The following is a 17,344-nucleotide window of genomic DNA, read 5'->3' on the forward strand; positions in this document are numbered from 1 at the left end:
AAATGAAAGAAATAAGCAAATGGGTAAGTATTTTTGTCAAGCTAATCAAACCGCCTCAAATATTTTCTTGGCAAACGGGATTTATCATCAGTTTTTTGATTTGGTCGATCGCTTTATTTACAATAGCATCTTTACAAAACATACTAGCCTTGATTAGCTGGTTGTTTTTACTCATTAGTTCGGTTTTGTTTGCAATAGAAAAATCTTTAACTATCGGTGGCATTGCTCTGAGTCCTTGGATTTCTGGAGCATTGATGTCTATTTTTTTGTTTAGCATTTCCAGCCATACAATACAGTCTTTTGCGTTGGTAATTTGGCCTACTCTGTCAGGAATTATTGCTGTAACGGCGGAATTGATACACCGGGAAGGAAAGTTTAAAATTCCTTCGCCAGCAAGTGGCCAAAGACTGGTAATATTATTTTTAATTCACGTTATGATTAGTTGCTGGTTACAATTTAACTTTTTCATCCAGGACTGGTTACAACGATATCCAAGTTTGCTGGTAGATAATTTTAGTCAAAGTACATTTGTGATAAAAATCGCATATTTATCGAATACAACTTCGAGAGGTGCTAGCATTTTAGACGCTATAGAGTCTCAAATAAAAACACAAATAGATAATCAACCTTGGCCGCAGACGGAAAGATGGTTAATAGATGCCGATAAGCGAGTAGCAATTCTGGCAGACGAAGTAATGAAAAAACTTCCTCCTGCTGAAGAAAATTCTATGTGGATCTTTGAAACTAAGTTTTTGCCAAGCCAAATAGGGTATAATCTACAACTGTTAGGGAAGTGGCAAGGTCTGGGTTCTATGCCTGAAGGTTATCATATCAAAAAAACTTGTCGAATTTCACCAGTGCCTATAGAAGGCAGCTATTTACCCAGTACGCGGGAGAATATCCTAAGATTGAGACGATCGCGTTCTGCTGTCAATCGTACAACCCCAGTAGTAAGTATAGCGGCATCTTCACCTGTAACCCTGAGTAGAGTTATCTGTGGGCCTGTTACTTCTCCTATTAAGGGACAACCTAAGTATTCAAAGTCATAGTATCATACTCTAAAATCTAAAAACTAAAATTGATATGAGTCACGCCAGGATATTAGTAATAGCGACGCACGTATTTCGAGAAGTGATTCGCGATCGCGTTCTCTATTTAGTCGGTTTATTCGCCATTGTGTTCTTTGCTGCTGCGCTGCTATTACCTCGAATAGCAGCTGGTACCGAAAACAAAATTACCCTGGATATCGGTTTGGCCGGCATTGCTTTAATTGGCTTAGTCGTGGTTATATTTATTGGCACCGGACTGGTAAACAAAGAAATTGAAAAGCGGACAGTTCTAGTCTTAATGGCTAAGCCGATCGGCAAAGCAGAATTTATTATTGGCAAACATTTGGGTTTGTCGGCAGTACTGGGAGTGCTGCTGGCTTCCATGACCGTAATTTATTTTTTAGTTATTATACTCAACCGGATTTCTTCGCCGTTCTGGAGCATATTAGTTGCAATTTTTTATTTGTTTATCGAACTTTCTTTACTAACTGCTGTGGCGATTTTATTTGGAGTATTTACCAGTTCGCTACTAGCAACATTCTTAACTTTAGCTGTGTATTTGATGGGACACCTTAGCCCAGATCTAGTCAAATTGGGTCAAATATCCAAAAATGCCAGCATAGAGAGTTTGACACGAGGAATTTACCTCGTATTGCCAGACTTAACAAAATTGGATTTTAAAAATGAAGCGGTCTATGGTATTCAGCTATTCCCCCATGCGGGAGTGATGCTGATTAATCTTATCTATGGATTGATTTACATTGCGCTGCTGTTAAGCATTTCTACCCTCATTTTCTCTCGACGTCAATTTTAAGCTTGAGCAAAATATAACATGAACAGCGATCTCACAGAACCTTACGTAGAAAATATTCTCGTAGTTGACGATACACGAGATAACTTACGCCTTTTGTCAGCTATGCTAACCGAAAAAGGGTACGTAGTTCGCAAAGCTTTAAACGGTCAGATGGCTCTGACGGCGTGCCTAACTGTGTTGCCAGATCTGATATTACTCGATGTAATGATGCCCGGTATGGATGGCTATGAAGTTTGTCAAAAGTTGAAAGAAAATGAAAAAACTCGCGATATTCCTGTAATTTTTATTAGCGCTCTTAATGATGTATTGGACAAAGTAAAAGCTTTTGATGTTGGAGCTACTGATTATATTACCAAACCTTTTCAGGAGGCAGAAGTTTTGTCGCGTGTTGGCAATCAGCTTAAACTGCGATCGCTGCAAATAAAAGTTCAGGAAAAAAACTTTTTGCTTGAAAAAACTCTAGGCGAATTAAAAAATGCCGAAGTGCAACTTGTTCAAAATGAAAAAATGCTTGCTTTGGGACAGTTAGTGGCAGGAATAGCTCATGAAATTAATAATCCAATTAATTTAATTTATGGTAACATCACTTACATTAAAGATTATATTATAGATTTGCTTAGCTTGCTAGAAGCTTATCAACAAGAATACCCCAACAGCACGGCAAAAATTCAACAAATTGTTGACACTATAGACTTAAATTTTTTGCTTGACGATACGCATAACATTATCGACGCAATGCACAGAGGTGCAGAGCGCATTCAGCATCTGGTACTTTCCTTACGTAACTTTTCCAGGCTTGACGAAGCAGAAATGAAGCCAGTCAACATCCATGAGGGAATAGATAACTGTTTGCTAATGTTGCAGCATCGACTCCGCCAAACAGAAACACATCCGCCTATTCAAGTTATTAAAGATTATGGAAATTTACCTTTAGTTACTTGTTATGCAAGCGAGATCAACCAAGTTTTTATGCACTTGTTAAATAATGCGATCGACGCTTTAAAACAAGTTACTCAATATTCGTTGCTGGCTAGCGGATCTCAATCTAATCCACTAGCCACCAGCCAGTATCCATTACCAACTATTCGTATTTGCACGGAATTGATAGGTTCCCATACCGTCAGAATTCGGATTGCAGACAATGGCCCAGGAATTCCGGAGTCAGTACAATCGCGTTTATTTGACCCATTTTTTACGACCAAGCCTCCCGGTAGCGGTACCGGACTGGGATTATCGATTAGTTACCAAATAGTCGTACAAAAACATAGAGGACAACTATTTTGTTGTTCCTCACCGGGACACGGAGCAGAGTTTGCGATCGAAATCCCAGTACATCAAACCGAATACTAGCCAATGCCGTTGAGCTACCTGAACTTGCGATGGGAGGGCGAACGAGGGGACTTGAACCCCCGAATGGTGGAACCACAATCCACTGCCTTAACCACTTGGCTACGCTCGCCGTTGCGTTACCTAGTATAGCACTTGTCAGTCAAATAGATCCAGAGCTTTGCTGATATTGGCAAATTTTTCTCGGCTAACCTAGAACTGAAACACCCGTTAACGCGATGAAAAGCTTAAACATTCTCAAATTGGCGATCGGTATAACTTTAGCTGGACTGGGGTTATCGATGGTAGCCAGCAATCCCAGCCAGTCGGATTATGAAGAGTATGCTGGCCGACAGCTAAGCAACTACTTAAAAACTAATGTTTGTACCGAAGCTCCCAAAGGTTTCAATAACTTTTTAGAGCGCGAATGCAAAAAACTCGTTGATACCGGGCGTCCCAAACTTAAGCGTATCATAGCAGAGAATACATATAGGCATAATTTTGTCTTTTTCAGCATTTATAGCACAGATTTAGCTGTACACCCGTTACTACCCGGTTATCACGTTGAAACATTAGGAGCTTTTCAAAATTTCTACATCTATCAAGCCGAAGCCCAATGATCGAAAGTCAAAAGTCAAAAGTCAAAAGTCAAAAGTCAAAAGTCAAAAGTCGAAAGTCAAAAGTCAAAAGTCAAAAGTCAAAAGTCAAAAGTCAAAAGTCAAAATTTCTCCCGCTCTCCTTCTTCCCTACGCCCTAGCCGCTAGCCGCTCTTCCCGACGCCCTAACCCCTAACCCCTAGCCCCTAAAGATGAGTTACTGTCTCACCCCTGGATGCCATAACCCCCAAGCCCCAGATAACGCTCAATTTTGCTTGAGTTGCGGTTCCCCATTGTTGCTCAAACAGCAGTATCGATCGCTCAAACCTATTGGTAAGGGCGGATTTGGCAGAACTTTTTTAGCTGTGGATGAAAATCATCCCTCTAAGCAGCGTTGCGTAATCAAGCAACTCTATCTTGAGGGGACTCAAAATACTTTGGTGATAAAAAAAGCGACACAATTATTTCACCAAGAGGCGGCGCGTTTAAACGAATTGGGCAAACATCCACAAATTCCGGCGCTACTTGGCCACTTTGAGCAGCAAAAGCGGCTTTATCTGGTACAGGAGTTCGTAGACGGAGAGACTTTGCAACAGGAGTCACAGAAGGGTGTGTTTAACGAAACCCAGATTTGGGAATTGTTGCGAGATTTGCTGCCGGTGCTGAAATATGTCCACGATCGCAATATACTCCACCGCGATATCAAACCGCCCAACATCATGCGATGTCGCAAAGATGGCAAACTCATACTGATCGATTTTGGTGTCGCCAAAGTGATTACCGATACTGGCTTATATCGTACCGGCACTGCGGTAGGAACTCCAGAATATGTAGCAGCGGAACAAATGAAGGGCAAAGCATTGCCTGCTAGCGATCTCTACAGTTTGGGCGTTACCTGCATTTACTTGCTGACTGGCGTTCCGCCTTTGGATATGTTTGATGCAGTGGAAAACCGTTGGGTGTGGCGAGATTTCTTACCGCCGGGTACACAAGTAAGCGATCGCTTGGGTCGGATTCTCGATAAATTAGTCAAAAGTACAGTCAGCCAACGCTACAAATCTGTTGCAGAAGTTATGCAGGCGATGGAAGTAACCTCAAGAGCGCCTCGTCAACCGCAACAAGCCCCACCACCTACTAATGTTAACTTTTTTACCAAGCTTTTCCGTCCTCAAATTGGACAGATACAGCGCGGTAACTTGATTTCCGAAGCGGGGATTGACTACAGCAGGTTACAGTATTTACTCGCTGCCGGTAAATGGGAACAGGCAGATAAAGAAACTTGGACAGTGATGTGTCAGATATTGACAAAATCGCCCAGCAGTTATCTACAAACAGGGGATATCGAAAAGTTACCTTGTGAGGATTTGGAGATAATTGACAGACTGTGGGTGAAGTTCAGCAAAGGGCACTTCGGTTGGAGCGTGCAAAAACAAATTTTCGAGCTGGTAGAGGAAGACTACGCTCAATTTTGCGATCGCATCGGTTGGCCAAGTCACGATGCTCGCAGCCCCTATTTAAAATTTAGTTTATCAGCGCCTTTGGGACACCTACCGTCGCGGAGTTGGATAGGCGGATATCAGTGGTGGCGTCACGCTGCGATCATGGCATCCAAGCTAGACCGATGCCAAATTGCCTAAAGCCAACATGAGCAACTTAACTATTAAGTGCGATCGCACAAAAGTTATCAAATTTTGATTTTTTTCCTTACTGTGAATTTATCTCAATTTGTAGCAGACACAGCTACTGAGAATTTTAGGACTTGATACCTGACAGCATCCCAATAATTAAGCAGTTCTTAATTATTGAGAATTAATGTTATCAAGCTAAAAAAGCTCTTGACTCATAAGGGAAGGAAGAGTGATAAATTTACAGTAGCTGCAACCGAGTATCCCAAGGGGAAGAGAGGAAAACCATGACTCAAGCTGTAGGTTTGCTACGGTCTGCCGATCGAGTGTACGACAATCCAGTTTTGCTAGAGCAATCTGTTACTACACCTATCTGCGAGGGGTTTAACATCGCGTTTGCTAGTTTCCAGGCGCTGTATCTGCAATACCAGAAACATCATTTAGTCGTTGAAGGTTCCGAATTCTATCAGCTGCACGAATTCTTTGAAAAAAGCTACGGAGAGGTAGAGGGACACGCCCATGAAATTGGCGAACGCCTGAACGGTTTGGGTGGCATTCCTGTAGTCAGCTTTACCAAACTCGCCGAATTGTGCTGCTTCACCCCGGAACCGGATGGTGTTTTTACTTGCAGACAGATGGTGCAACACGATCTGGAAGCAGAACAAGCGATTATCAAGCATATTCGCAGCCAAGCGTCACAAGCAGAGAGTTTGGGCGATCGCGCCACTCGCTATCTATACGAAAAAATTCTCTACGAAACCGAAGACAGAGCATTTCATCTGGCTCACTTCCTCGCCCACGATAGTCTCACTCTGGGCTTTGTCAAGTCTCTGAACGGCAACTAACTAAATCTTTGTCGATCCTAATTACCCAATTGTAACTTTCAATTATTATAGTGCCTGCTGGCACTTTTTTTATCGACTTACTCAGGATAGAGATATTAACTATATCGATTCTGTCTCCAGATGCAGGTTGGTACTTTCTCCCCGCTATAAGCTGTTGACTAGGGCAAAAGATAATTCCCAGTCTGCGATCAGACTGGTTGCACCGTCTTTAAATACGATCGAAGAGGGAAATTTTTCATGTTCTTTCACAAAAAAGAAACGATTCAACCTGTAAATATTGTCGAGCCAAATCCTCGTTTCGCCCAGCTTCTTCTAGAACAATTTGGTGGGGCAACGGGCGAACTGACAGCTGCTTTACAATACTGGGTACAATCTTTTCACTGCGAAAATGCTGGCATTAGAGATATGCTGCAAGATATTGCGATCGAAGAATTTAGCCACTTGGAAATGGTGGGTAAAATGATCGAGCAGCACACTAAAAATGTTGACCAAACCGAAGCTTTCAAAAGTACCTTGTTTGCCGTGCGCGGTATGGGGCCACATTTCTTAGATAGTCAAGGTGTAGCTTGGACTGCCGCTTATATCAACGAAGGAGGCGACGTTGTACGCGACCTTCGCGCTAACATCGGTGCAGAAGCCGGTGCGCGTCAAACCTATGAACAGTTGATTAAAATGGCACCCGATGGAGGCAGCAAAAATGCGTTAGTGCATTTGTTAACCCGCGAAATTTCCCATACCAAAATGTTCATGAAGGCGCTGGAATCGCTGGGTAAGTTAACAGATCCTATGTTTGGCAATATCCCCCCAGATAGTACCGTCGATCTTTACTTCAATTTGTCTCAAAATGGTAAGGATGAGCGCGGCCCTTGGAATAGCGAACCGCATTTCAGGTATGTTGCCGATCCGTTGAAGCAGAAGGTTTAAACTAGGGGCTAGTGCTGCTAGCCGGAAGTCAAAAGTCAAAAGTCAAAAGTCTTTTGAGTCTTTCCTAAGAGGGAAGGAAAAAGGAAGGGACGGGGAAGATTTTACTCCCTGTCTCTTGATATTTTTCAAGAAATTGCCAATACAGAAACATCGGATACAAAATTTGTTCTAAATAAACGCTAAGATTTTAACTGAAACATACAAGTCTTCGCTTTTAGATACTCGCTTGCAATTGCAATCTGCCTATCTACTGGTATCCCACGGTAGCCGTGACCCACGGCCTCAAATTGAGGTCGAGAAGTTGGCTGAGTCGATCGCCCGTCAGGTGCAAATTCATCGGTTTGAGCGATTGGGCGTTCCGGAATCCCAGCGCTTTTATCCCGGTAAGTTAGCAGCATCGTGGGTTACAGTCGCTAGTGCCTTGAAACCTTCGATCGGTACAGCTTGCTTGGAACTTGCGCCGATGTCGTTACACGAACAAATCGAGCAGTTTGGCAAGAGTGCGATCGCCTCTGGATGCGAACTCCTCCAAATTATCCCCTTGTTTTTGTTGCCGGGGGTTCACGTTATGGAAGATATTCCCGCCGAAGTAGCAACCGCACAAAAAACTTTTGGATCGAAATTGACTGTTGAGACCCGACCTTACATTGGTTCCCACCCCGGTTTCAGTCAGTTGTTGGCAAAGCAGAAAACCTATCTTCAGGCAGATGCGTGGATTTTGCTATCGCACGGTAGTCGCCGTCAAGGTGGAAATCAGGCGATGGAAACACTAGCTACCCAGTTAGGAGCGATACCTGCCTATTGGTCTGTACCTCCGACCCTAGAGTTACAGGTGAAAAATTTAGTGATGGCAGGTTATCAAAGCATTGGGATTTTGTTGTGTTTTCTATTTGCTGGTGGAATTACGGATGCGATCGCTCAATCGATGAAGGAAATTAAACAACAGTTCCCTGATGTAAATTTCCAATTAGCCGAACCTATAGGCGCGAGTGCTGAGTTGGTAAATTTGATATTGGAATTAACAAGAGAATGAATTACAGATACACAGGCGAGACGCCTGTTCCACAAGAGAGAAAAATAGAGAGGAAAAAGTATTTGGGTAAGGTATATTTAGTAGGTGCGGGGCCGGGAGATCCGGGCTTAATGACGCTGAAGGGAAAAGCTTTGTTGGAATGTGCCGATGTGGTGATATACGATGCCCTTGTCAGTCCGCAAATTGTAGCAATGATTAACCCGCAAGCTGAGAAAATTGATGCGGGAAAACGGATGGGTCGTCACTCCTTATTACAGGAAGAAACAACCGACTTATTAATAGAAAAGGCGCAAACTGAAGCAATAGTTGTGCGTTTGAAAGGTGGCGATCCCTTTGTATTCGGTCGCGGCGGCGAAGAAATGGAAGACTTGGTAAAAGCGGGTGTATCGGTGGAAGTGGTACCGGGAATAACTTCGGGAATTGCCGCACCTGCTTATGCTGGTATTCCTTTAACTCACCGTTCTTACAGTTCTTCGGTTACTTTTGTGACCGGACACGAAGCGGCTGGGAAGTATCGACCCGCTGTAAATTGGAGTGCGATCGCTCACGGTTCGGAAACAATTGTAATCTACATGGGCGTTCACAATCTACCTTATATTGCGGAACAATTGCAAATAGCTGGCTTAAGTGCGGAAACACCTGTCGGGTTAGTGCGCTGGGGTACTCGTCCGGAACAGCAAGAACTCTACGGTAAGCTGGGTACAATTGTCGAGTTAGTTGAAAAAAATCAATTTGGCGCACCTGCGATCGCCGTTATTGGATCTGTAGTAAACTTACACAGTATTCTTTCCAGTTGTCGCCCGTCACATCTATGAATTTATGGATGGCAATGCCATAACTTCCACTCAAGCAATTCAAGCGATTTTGGCACCTGCGGTAATGATTTCCTCTAGTGCCTTATTTTTTTTGGGATTAAGTGCCAGGTATATAGCACTTTTAACTCGCATCAGGTTATTGAATGATGAAAAGCGAAACCTGAATAAACTTATGACCAAACAAGGTCAACTTGATGAGTCGGACAATATTAGATTGTTGCACATCATCACACAAGTAAATATATTATTGCGAGCGGCATGGTTTGTTCGCAATGCCATTATGTGTCAGGTTTTAGCGGTAATTTGCTTCGTTTTAACTTCCTTATCCATCGGGATAAATTTCTTTTTTTCTACAAATTTAATTCAGGGGTTGCCACTGTATTTATTTACAGGTGGTATGTTTCTCGTTCTAGGCGGCGTTACTTGTATGGTATTGGATATTTTTATTTCTTATCGAGTTATCATTATAGAAGTGAAAGATGAACATTAAGAACGAAACTAGATGAGTTGTTTGTAAGAAGCTAAGAAATGATCCCAGTCGTCGTAGTTATAAATACTCTCATTGCCCTAATCAACTTCTATATTGCTTGGCGAGTGTGGAAACTGCGACGAATACTGGCACGCGCAGCAAATGCCATACTTGCAGCAGAACGGGGCACTCATAACGTGCTGCACAATGCACCCAATGCAATTTCTAAAGGACAGAAGGGCGTATCGGTGCTGCGAGAGCGGTATCAGGTGCTGGAATTTCAGATCCAAAGGGTGCAACAAATTATAGGCATCTTAGCGCTAGTAGGGAAAGTCTGGCAAAAGCCTCGAAGTCAGCTGGCAAAGCAGTCTAAATTTCTCAAAAAAGTAGCGAAATTGCCGATCGAGCGAGGACAAAGTTAAGCGAATTAACCGAGATTTATTTCGCGCTGGCGACGGCAGACTGATTAATACGGACGTGAATAGTAGTGCTAGGATGATCGGGAAAGCATTTCTCACAGACGGGTAGCGGCTTCCCGAAGGAATACAGGTATAGCAACCATCAAGGCAATTAGGACGTTCTTAATTCTAGAAACCCTTGATTCTAGACCTTTCTTCCCCTAGCCCCTTAACGCCTAAAAAAACGCTTGGAGCGGGCAAGTGTAATATTTGTCTTTGACACTCTCCCGTTAAGCTGACGCTATAACGGGAGATTCTTGTTTCATAGAAGAACGCTTTTTAGTAGAATTACTAACGAGTCTTACATCTTCTCCACAAGCTTGAAATCCCGATTGCCCATCGGTATTTTTTGATAGAATTCTAATCCCTTCTTCCCGCAAATTCTTCGTCGCATTCCCATCCCTATCGTGATGGGTTTGACATTTTGGGCAAATCCATTCCCGATCTTTCAAAGTAAGGGAATCATTCTTAAACTTGCAACAATTACAAAGTTTCGTACTAGGGAAGAATCTATCAACCTCTATAATAATTCCGCCTTCTCTTTTCAACTTGTAGCCTAAGAAGTTTAGCAGCATCCCAAATCCAGCATCTAAAACTGATTTAGCCAACTTGGTACGCGCTAGCCCTTTTACACAAAGGTCTTCTACTACAACAACTTGGTTTTCGTTAACTAATTTCCGAGAGAGTTTATGCAGGAAATCAAGTCTAGTGTTTGCTATTTTTTGATGAACCTTGGCTACCCTCTTAACTTGTTTTTTCCGATTATTGGAGCAGGGCTTTTTCCGGGATAATGATTGTTGTCTCCGTCTTAGGCGTTTGGCATATTTCCTAGTGGGTTTGATTGGATCGACTTTATAAGTTATCTCTCCATCAAACACTGTCACCAAGGAGTTCAGACCTAAATCAACTCCCGAAATATTACCTTCTCTAACTGTTGGATTATCTTCAACTTCCCACAAAATAGCGGCGAAATATTTATCTGTACTGTCTTTCGAGACGGTTACGGATTTTATTTCGCCAAAGAGCTTTTTCGATATTACTGCTTTAACAATTCCCAGTTTGGGAAGTTGGATACCATTCTTTTTGATTGAGCAACCTGCTGGGTATCTCAGAGATTGCTTTCTGTGTCTACTTTTGATTTTGAACTTTGGGAATCCAGCCCGATGTTCAAAAAATTTTTTGAATGCTGCTTCTAGGTTTTTGAGTGATTGCTGCAATGCGGAAGAAGACGCTGCTTTTAACCATAAGAAATTCTCATGTTTTTTCAGTTGCGTTAAGTCTTTCGCCATGTCGCAATAACTCATCTCTTTTCCCGTCTCTTGATATTGAGTGTTGATCTTGTTTAGGTAATAGTTCCAAACAAAACGACAACAGCCAAAGTTTTTGGCTAAGGCTATTTGCTGTTCTTTATTCGGATACAATCTCACCTTTAACGCTGTCAACATCTCTCTGTCAATTTAGGGTTATTAGCAGTGTAGCTGGGAGGAATAGCATTGTCAAACTATATTGATTCGCTGCGCTCAATTAATGCAAGCTGGTCGCAATTCATCTCCCGCCAAACTGCCTTATGACATGAGTCTTCTTGCTCCATTGCGATAAAATCTGTAACTATAACTATAGAGACCCGAAAATGTCTGATAAGCGTTCTGGAGCTTTTATTGGCGGTATGCTGATCGGAGCGGCGATCGGCACCATCACGGGCTTGCTGATAGCACCGCGCACGGGCAGAGAAACGCGACATCTGCTGAAAAAATCTGCCGAAGCTTTACCGGACTTGGCAGAAGACCTCTCAACTACTGTACAGCTGCAAGCCGATCGTCTGTCCGAATCTGCACTGAGAAACTGGGATGACACCCTGACGCGACTTAAAGAAGCGATATCTGCTGGAATAGAGGCTGGGGCTCAAGAAAGCAAAGCCTTTGAACGGACAGAAGCCGCAGCGCCTTCGGAAAAAAACTCATCCCCCGACCCGGAGGAGCTATACTCGAATTCCTATGGTTCGGGGACTACAGTGGCTTCCCAAGACATCACATCGACATAAACTCTCAGGTAACTGCAAAAATAACCCTCGCTTTTGGCACAAATCCTGTGATTGACCCTTTATTTTGGTTAGGATTTTCCATACTGCTGGTTGCTGTCAGTCTTGCGGCTGTTTTGATGGCAGCTATACCCGCATTGCAGGAGATCGCCCGTGCTGCTCGCAGTGTGGAAAAATTAGCTGATACCCTATCTCGCGAATTGCCTCCTACTTTGGAAGCGATTCGCTTGACCGGTATGGAAATCAGCGATTTGACAGATGATGTCAGCGAGGGAGTTAAAAGCGCTGGTGTTGCGGCTAAACAAGTCGAGCAAAGCGTTGTGTCCGCCAAGACGCAGGCAAAAAAAGTGCAAACTACTACTCGCAGCGTGTTTAGTGGTGTTAAAGCCGCTTGGAAAACCTTTACTCGCAGCCAAACTAGCCCCTCTCCCTCTGTAGGACGGCGATCTGCGGCTACCCCTCTCCCGCCTTCTCAAGGAACTGCTTTGGATGTTCGCGATCGAGCGATCGCACCTTCTCATCGCGCTTCTGAGTCTAACCGAGAAATTGCCGAGCGGCGAAACGCCGAGGCTTCTCACTCAGATTCGGAAGTATATTGGTCTGGCGATGAAGCTGAATAATTTCAAGCACTGCTACTGGTTTGTTGTAGTTGTTACAATTCCGAAAATTTTAGCCTTGATATTATAGCGCAAAAAAACTTTTTTTACGCAGATATCCTTACAATTCATAGCTGACTGGTTGCGATCGCAATTTTTTAGAAAATTTTTTGTAAACAAGTGTAAAGAAATATAATTTTTCTATTATCCTTTGATTAAGAAAGCAATATTTTAGTGTCCGCGACTTGAGATTCTGGTAAAAAAGCCAATGCAGAAGCATAATTTTGTAAAACGACTTTTGGTATCCATAGCAGCCTTCTTCCTGGCCGCAAGTGTTTGGGCCCAAGCACCCGCAGCACAGGCATTCGACAATCCAGAGTTACTGCCCCAAATTCAAACGCCAATTATTGACTTAGCGAAGTCTCTTACCGACGTTCAGGAACAAGCTCTTGCACAAGATATACAGAGTTTTGAGGCACAAACTGGCTGGAAGCTGCGAGTTTTGACCCAATATGACCAAACTCCCGGTCGTGCCGTCAAAAATTATTGGGGATTGGATGACAAAAGCGTCTTACTCGTTGCTGATTCGCGAGGCGGCAATATCCTGAACTTCAGCGTCGGGGACGAGATTTACAATCTTTTACCTCGTACTTTCTGGATTGAACTGCAAACTCGTTACGGCAACCTGTACTTTGTCCGCGAAGAAGGTGAAGACCAATCCATTATTCAATCCCTTAACTCGATTAAAACCTGTTTGCTCAAGGGCGGTTGCAACGTAGTACCGGGACTGCCCCGCGAGCAGTGGATTCTTACCCTAGTTACCTCGATTGTTGGCGGTGTGGTGTTTGGATTCGCCGCCCAACCCCGCAAACCAGGACAAGTTATGGCTTGGCAATGGGCTTTAATTTTCTCGCCATTGTGGGGGATATTGTTTATTGCCTTCGGTATTGGCCCAGTCGTCACCCGTACTTCTGAGTGGTTGCCCTTGTTCCGAAATGTGGCAGGCTTTATGATTGGTGCGCTGGTTGCCTACCTATCGCCAATGCTAACTTCTCCTTCTGAAAGTTCTAGCCGCTAAGCATTAAGAAACCCGGTTTTTCACCAAAACCGGGTTTCTGTCCCAAGACGATGAGTGCAACAATGCGGCGGAACTAGAAACAGATGCCATAAAAGCGCGGTAGAATATGAGCCAGACAGAGAAAATCAAGCATTGCTTCCGTTTTATGTAGCAGAAATCATGGAATGGCACCTTACAGATGCTCAGAGTCTGGCAATTATCGATCGCGAAATAGGGGAGCACGTATTTTCCCCAGCAGAATACGAAATAGTACGTCGGGTGATTTATGCTACAGCAGACTTTGAGTACAAATCTTTAATTCGTTTTTCCGAACGAGCCTTGCAAGCAGGGGCAGCAGCTTTGGCGGCTCGCAGCACTATTGTCGTAGATGTGCCGATGGTGCAAGTCGGCATCACACCGAGTATCCAAAATACCTTTGCCAACCCGGTATATTGTAGTATGGACGCACTGACGCGACCCCAAAGAGAAAAAACCCGCGTTGCTTGGGGGATAGAAACTTTAGCCAGACGTTATCCAGAAGGCATCTTTATAGTAGGTTACGCGCAAACAGCTTTAAATTCTTTGGTAGAACTAATTGAAGCAGAGGAAATTCGTCCCGCTTTAGTTATTGGGACACCTGCTGGTTTTGTCGATGTCGATGTTGCCAAAGAAAGATTGCAAGATTCCTTAATTCCCCACATCCGCACAGAAGGACGGAAGGGTAGTGCGGTGGTAGCATCCGCGATTGTAAATGGATTGGTGGATTTGGCTTGGCAAGCTTACGGACAAGAAGGGTCTGTGGGAGTTTAGAAACAGGGGTTAGGGGGTAGGGGCTAGGGGTTAGGGGAAGAAGTTTAAAGAGTTTTTGTGGCGATTGTAGAAACTTATTTAATCGTAGGATGGGTTAGGCACGGGCGATAAATTCAGAACTTTCAAGCCATAATTTAAGTTGCCGTGCCGTAACCCATCATCGGACACATCTCTAACACAACAAACATTTTTCACCATAAACCAGAAAGACCTATGCTAAGCTAGTAAAGCAAATAAGAGCAGAGGAATAATTGCAAAGCGATCGAGTTTCTGCTAAAATTATAGGATAAAATAATATACTTCACTGCCGGGAATTGAGTATGCCTGTTGCACTACAATTCCAAACCTATACTGTAGAAGAGTTTCTTAACTAGACCTACCGGAAGGACAGGAATACGAACTTATCGACGGAAGGATATCTGTAATGGCTGAACCTTCAGGGGAACACGAAAATCTGCGTTCCGAACTGATGGTAGAATTGCGAATGGAAAGCCGACGCCGCCAACTCGGACTGCTAGTGCATCCAAAACCGGTATTGCAATTAGGGCCAAAAGATACTCGTAAACCGGATTTGATTGCGATCGATCGTGATGCTTGGAATCGCCAAACTCAAGCAGAAGCGGTATTGAAAGAAGCACCCAGCGTTGTAATTGAAATTGTCAGCACGAATTGGGAAGAAGACTATCGGCATAAACCGCTGTAGTATGCTGCTTTTGGGGTAAGGGAGTTGTGGATAGTTGACCCGTTGTTTACTATCGATCGCTATCCTAACCGCAAGAATCCGAAAATTGAACAACCTGCGATCGCGATCGGACAGTTGGTGACTTCGCGTAGTATTTTGCTGGAAAGAGAATATGAGTTTCAGAGTTTTACAGGGAAACAGAGGATTGAGTCGCGGTTTTTTCCAGATTTAGAGATTACAGTTGAGGAGATTGTTGGTTTTGGTCAGGGGATTTGATATGGTTTTGGATGGGTAGCGATCGCACTCAAGGAAAGTAGCGGTAAAATTCCTTTAGATATTTGGATTACCGATACACCCAACTGGCTAAAAATCAAATAAAAGCAGCTTTATGTTATAATTGCGTTATCAAAGACCATAAACTAAGAATTCCCAATTATTTAGCCCTAAAATTATGGCAGTAACAACTTTGAATCAAATAATTAAACAGCTTGACACACTGGAAATAGAAGAAATTAAAGAGCTTAATCAAATAATTCAAAAATATCTTACCAAACGAGAAGAAGCTCTTAATAAATCTGCCTTTCACCAAGCTCTGATTAATTCTGGATTAGTTAAGCAGATTAAGCATCCTGCATATCAACCGATCGGCGAGAGAAATTTAATTCAGGTGGAGGGAAAGTCTGTTTCTGAAACTATCATTGAGGAACGGCGTTAAATGGCAATTTACTTCATAGATAGTAGCGCATTGGTCAAGCGTTATATTAGCGAAATTGGCTCAGCTTGGGTTTTAGGGCTATTCGATCCAACTTTGAACAATGAGGTATATATTGGAGCAATAACTGGTGTGGAAATTATTGCTGCAATTACCCGCCGATCGCGCAGTGGAAGTATTAGCATTACAGATGCAACATTAATACGCAATCAGTTTAAAATAGATTTCCAGAAAGACTATCAAATTATTGAAATTACAGAAACCATAATTAATTCGGGAATGGTATTGTCAGAAACTTATGGATTAAGAGGTTATGATGCTATCCAACTAGCTGCTGGTCGTGTAGTCAACTCTCTTTGCATTGCTAATGGATTACCTCCAATTATCTTTGTCTCCGCAGACAATGAGTTGAATGCAGCAGTTATTCGTGAGGGATTGATGATTGAAAATCCTAATAGTTACCCATAGCTGGAACTAATTACCAAATAAAAATAGGTAGATACTGTGTATTCACTCTTTTTCAAGTTCTGCTAGCGCTTCATCTAAATTAAGGGGAGTTTCATCTTTTACTTCCATCATCGCAAGTACGAGTCCTTCATCCTCCATCACTTCTAGGAGGCGCTGATAATCGCTAAAATTGATAACGACTTTTTGGATAGTACCCTTAATGTCAATTATCAGTTCTTTAACAAATGGATAATCTTCAGCTTTCATTTGAGTTTTGGGCGTGATAGTTATATTATAAATGTAGCGCGGCTATTTTTAGCCAGGAATTAACGAAAATTGAAGAACCTGCGATCGCGATCGGACAGTTGGTGACTTCGCGTAGTATTTTGGTGGAAAGAGAATATGAGTTTCAGAGTTTTACCGGGAAACAGAGGATTGAGTCGCGGTTTTTTCCAGATTTAGAGATTACTGTTGAGGAGATTGTTGGTTTTGGTCAGGGGATTTGATATGGTTTTGGATGGATAGCGATCGCACTCAAGGAAAGTAGCGGTAAAATTCCTTTCGATGTAGAACCCTGTAATAAGTAACTGTTTCGCCATCAAATACAACACCGATGCGATAGTCACCTAAACGAATTCGATAAGCATTTTCATATCCCTTTAGCTTTTTCAAATTGGGGATATCTTCAAAATTAGGTATGTCTGGTATTTCGTCAAAAACCAGTGTTTTAATAGATTCAAAAACGGGCGTACTTTTAAGCGCCTTGAGGTCTTTAATAAAACTAGGTAGATACTGTGTATTCACTCTTTTTCAAGTTCTGCTAGCGCTTCATCTAAATTAAGGGGGGTTTCATCTTTTACTTCCATCATTGCAAGTACGAGTCCTTCATCCTCCATCGCTTCTAGGAGGCGCTGATAATCGCTAAAATTGATAACGACTTTTTGGATAGTACCCTCAATGTCAATTATCAGTTCTTTAACAAATGGATAATCTTCAGCTTTCATTGGAGTTTTGGGCGTGATAATTATATTATAGCGATCGCACTTTT

At 42.8% G+C, this 17,344-nt stretch carries 23 protein-coding genes, 1 tRNA gene and 1 pseudogene; 20 read left to right on the forward strand and 5 right to left on the reverse strand.

The genetic code is table 11. The features are described from left to right. Nucleotides 1–2 precede the first annotated feature (2 nt). From ACE1CD_RS05310 to ACE1CD_RS05320, 3 genes are read left to right on the forward strand one after another with little or no spacing between them, the layout of a single operon-like run. Nucleotides 3–1,049: a DUF5357 family protein gene (locus tag ACE1CD_RS05310; protein WP_374822127.1), complete on the forward strand. Its 1,047-nt coding sequence runs from the start codon at nt 3–5 to the stop codon at nt 1,047–1,049. 34 nt (nt 1,050–1,083) lie between these two features. Further along, nucleotides 1,084–1,863: an ABC transporter permease gene (locus tag ACE1CD_RS05315; protein WP_374822130.1), complete on the forward strand. Its 780-nt coding sequence runs from the start codon at nt 1,084–1,086 to the stop codon at nt 1,861–1,863. An 18-nt stretch (nt 1,864–1,881) separates the two neighbouring features. Then, nucleotides 1,882–3,213: a response regulator gene (locus ACE1CD_RS05320; protein WP_374822133.1), complete on the forward strand. Its 1,332-nt coding sequence runs from the start codon at nt 1,882–1,884 to the stop codon at nt 3,211–3,213. 36 nt (nt 3,214–3,249) lie between these two features. Here the strand turns inward: ACE1CD_RS05320 and ACE1CD_RS05325 are convergent. Continuing rightward, a tRNA-His gene (locus tag ACE1CD_RS05325) sits at nt 3,250–3,322 on the reverse strand. A gap of 106 nt (nt 3,323–3,428) precedes the next feature. Here ACE1CD_RS05325 and ACE1CD_RS05330 point away from each other — a divergent pair. The 8 genes from ACE1CD_RS05330 (at nt 3,429) to ACE1CD_RS05365 (ending at nt 9,918) form a co-directional block, all read left to right on the forward strand. Next, nucleotides 3,429–3,809, forward strand: coding sequence for a DUF4359 domain-containing protein (locus tag ACE1CD_RS05330; protein WP_374822136.1), 381 nt, complete (start codon nt 3,429–3,431; stop codon nt 3,807–3,809). 188 nt (nt 3,810–3,997) lie between these two features. Then, a complete protein-coding gene (locus tag ACE1CD_RS05335; protein ID WP_374798715.1) occupies nt 3,998–5,422 on the forward strand; it encodes a GUN4 domain-containing protein in 1,425 nt (474 codons plus the stop codon). Nucleotides 5,423–5,697: 275 nt separating this feature from the next. Continuing rightward, the gene (locus ACE1CD_RS05340) at nt 5,698–6,255 is read left to right on the forward strand and encodes a Dps family protein (protein WP_374798717.1); all 558 of its coding nucleotides are present in this window, start codon (nt 5,698–5,700) and stop codon (nt 6,253–6,255) included. A gap of 237 nt (nt 6,256–6,492) precedes the next feature. Next, nucleotides 6,493–7,179 carry a manganese catalase family protein gene (locus ACE1CD_RS05345; RefSeq protein WP_374798719.1) on the forward strand — a complete coding sequence of 229 codons (687 nt, stop codon included), beginning with the start codon at nt 6,493–6,495 and terminating at the stop codon, nt 7,177–7,179. Nucleotides 7,180–7,405: 226 nt separating this feature from the next. Then, entirely contained in the window at nt 7,406–8,212 is an 807-nt protein-coding gene (locus ACE1CD_RS05350; RefSeq protein WP_374822138.1) for a sirohydrochlorin chelatase, read from the forward strand. Further along, nucleotides 8,209–9,027 carry a uroporphyrinogen-III C-methyltransferase gene (cobA, locus tag ACE1CD_RS05355; protein WP_374798723.1) on the forward strand — a complete coding sequence of 273 codons (819 nt, stop codon included), beginning with the start codon at nt 8,209–8,211 and terminating at the stop codon, nt 9,025–9,027. The genes ACE1CD_RS05350 and cobA overlap by 4 nt, the downstream gene beginning before the upstream one ends. A gap of 4 nt (nt 9,028–9,031) precedes the next feature. Continuing rightward, entirely contained in the window at nt 9,032–9,517 is a 486-nt protein-coding gene (locus tag ACE1CD_RS05360) for a DUF2721 domain-containing protein (RefSeq protein ID WP_374798725.1), read from the forward strand. A 38-nt stretch (nt 9,518–9,555) separates the two neighbouring features. Further along, nucleotides 9,556–9,918 carry a hypothetical protein gene (locus ACE1CD_RS05365; protein WP_374798727.1) on the forward strand — a complete coding sequence of 121 codons (363 nt, stop codon included), beginning with the start codon at nt 9,556–9,558 and terminating at the stop codon, nt 9,916–9,918. A 266-nt stretch (nt 9,919–10,184) separates the two neighbouring features. Here the strand turns inward: ACE1CD_RS05365 and ACE1CD_RS05370 are convergent, their stop codons facing one another. Then, on the reverse strand, nt 10,185–11,399 hold the full coding sequence (locus ACE1CD_RS05370) for an RNA-guided endonuclease InsQ/TnpB family protein (protein ID WP_374798729.1): 1,215 nt from the start codon (nt 11,397–11,399) through the stop codon (nt 10,185–10,187). A gap of 185 nt (nt 11,400–11,584) precedes the next feature. Between ACE1CD_RS05370 and ACE1CD_RS05375 the strand changes: the two genes are divergently transcribed. The 8 genes and pseudogenes from ACE1CD_RS05375 (at nt 11,585) to ACE1CD_RS05410 (ending at nt 16,317) form a co-directional block, all read left to right on the forward strand. Continuing rightward, nucleotides 11,585–11,995, forward strand: a complete 411-nt coding sequence (locus tag ACE1CD_RS05375) for a YtxH domain-containing protein (protein ID WP_374798731.1) — start codon at nt 11,585–11,587, stop codon at nt 11,993–11,995. A 47-nt stretch (nt 11,996–12,042) separates the two neighbouring features. Beyond that, complete coding sequence (locus tag ACE1CD_RS05380) at nt 12,043–12,612, forward strand: DUF948 domain-containing protein (protein ID WP_374822141.1); 570 nt, start codon at nt 12,043–12,045, stop codon at nt 12,610–12,612. A 244-nt stretch (nt 12,613–12,856) separates the two neighbouring features. Then, on the forward strand, nt 12,857–13,666 hold the full coding sequence (locus tag ACE1CD_RS05385) for a TPM domain-containing protein (RefSeq protein ID WP_374798735.1): 810 nt from the start codon (nt 12,857–12,859) through the stop codon (nt 13,664–13,666). A 159-nt stretch (nt 13,667–13,825) separates the two neighbouring features. After that, nucleotides 13,826–14,455, forward strand: coding sequence for a precorrin-8X methylmutase (locus ACE1CD_RS05390; protein WP_374798737.1), 630 nt, complete (start codon nt 13,826–13,828; stop codon nt 14,453–14,455). A 388-nt stretch (nt 14,456–14,843) separates the two neighbouring features. Continuing rightward, a pseudogene (locus ACE1CD_RS05395) lies at nt 14,844–15,158 on the forward strand (Uma2 family endonuclease); the annotation flags it as partial. Nucleotides 15,159–15,182: 24 nt separating this feature from the next. Beyond that, nucleotides 15,183–15,413, forward strand: coding sequence for a hypothetical protein (locus ACE1CD_RS05400; protein ID WP_374822144.1), 231 nt, complete (start codon nt 15,183–15,185; stop codon nt 15,411–15,413). Nucleotides 15,414–15,588: 175 nt separating this feature from the next. Next, nucleotides 15,589–15,852 (forward strand): hypothetical protein, encoded by a 264-nt coding sequence (locus tag ACE1CD_RS05405; protein ID WP_374822147.1) that lies wholly within the window; start codon nt 15,589–15,591, stop codon nt 15,850–15,852. Then, on the forward strand, nt 15,853–16,317 hold the full coding sequence (locus ACE1CD_RS05410; RefSeq protein WP_374822150.1) for a type II toxin-antitoxin system VapC family toxin: 465 nt from the start codon (nt 15,853–15,855) through the stop codon (nt 16,315–16,317). A 42-nt stretch (nt 16,318–16,359) separates the two neighbouring features. On the opposite strand, the gene ACE1CD_RS05415 is transcribed toward ACE1CD_RS05410, so the two are convergent. Beyond that, nucleotides 16,360–16,563, reverse strand: a complete 204-nt coding sequence (locus ACE1CD_RS05415) for a hypothetical protein (RefSeq protein WP_374822153.1) — start codon at nt 16,561–16,563, stop codon at nt 16,360–16,362. 101 nt (nt 16,564–16,664) lie between these two features. On the opposite strand from ACE1CD_RS05415, the gene ACE1CD_RS05420 reads away from it, so the two are divergent. After that, nucleotides 16,665–16,802, forward strand: coding sequence for a hypothetical protein (locus ACE1CD_RS05420; protein ID WP_374822156.1), 138 nt, complete (start codon nt 16,665–16,667; stop codon nt 16,800–16,802). A 28-nt stretch (nt 16,803–16,830) separates the two neighbouring features. Here the strand turns inward: ACE1CD_RS05420 and ACE1CD_RS05425 are convergent, their stop codons facing one another. Further along, nucleotides 16,831–17,100, reverse strand: coding sequence for a type II toxin-antitoxin system RelE/ParE family toxin (locus ACE1CD_RS05425; RefSeq protein ID WP_374822158.1), 270 nt, complete (start codon nt 17,098–17,100; stop codon nt 16,831–16,833). After that, nucleotides 17,097–17,300 carry a hypothetical protein gene (locus ACE1CD_RS05430; protein ID WP_374822160.1) on the reverse strand — a complete coding sequence of 68 codons (204 nt, stop codon included), beginning with the start codon at nt 17,298–17,300 and terminating at the stop codon, nt 17,097–17,099. Before ACE1CD_RS05430 ends, ACE1CD_RS05425 begins: the two co-directional genes overlap by 4 nt. Nucleotides 17,301–17,344 lie beyond the last annotated feature (44 nt).

Origin of the sequence: Aerosakkonema sp. BLCC-F183 (assembly GCF_041929145.1) — a bacterium.
Taxonomy (GTDB): Bacteria; Cyanobacteriota; Cyanobacteriia; order Cyanobacteriales; family Aerosakkonemataceae; genus Aerosakkonema.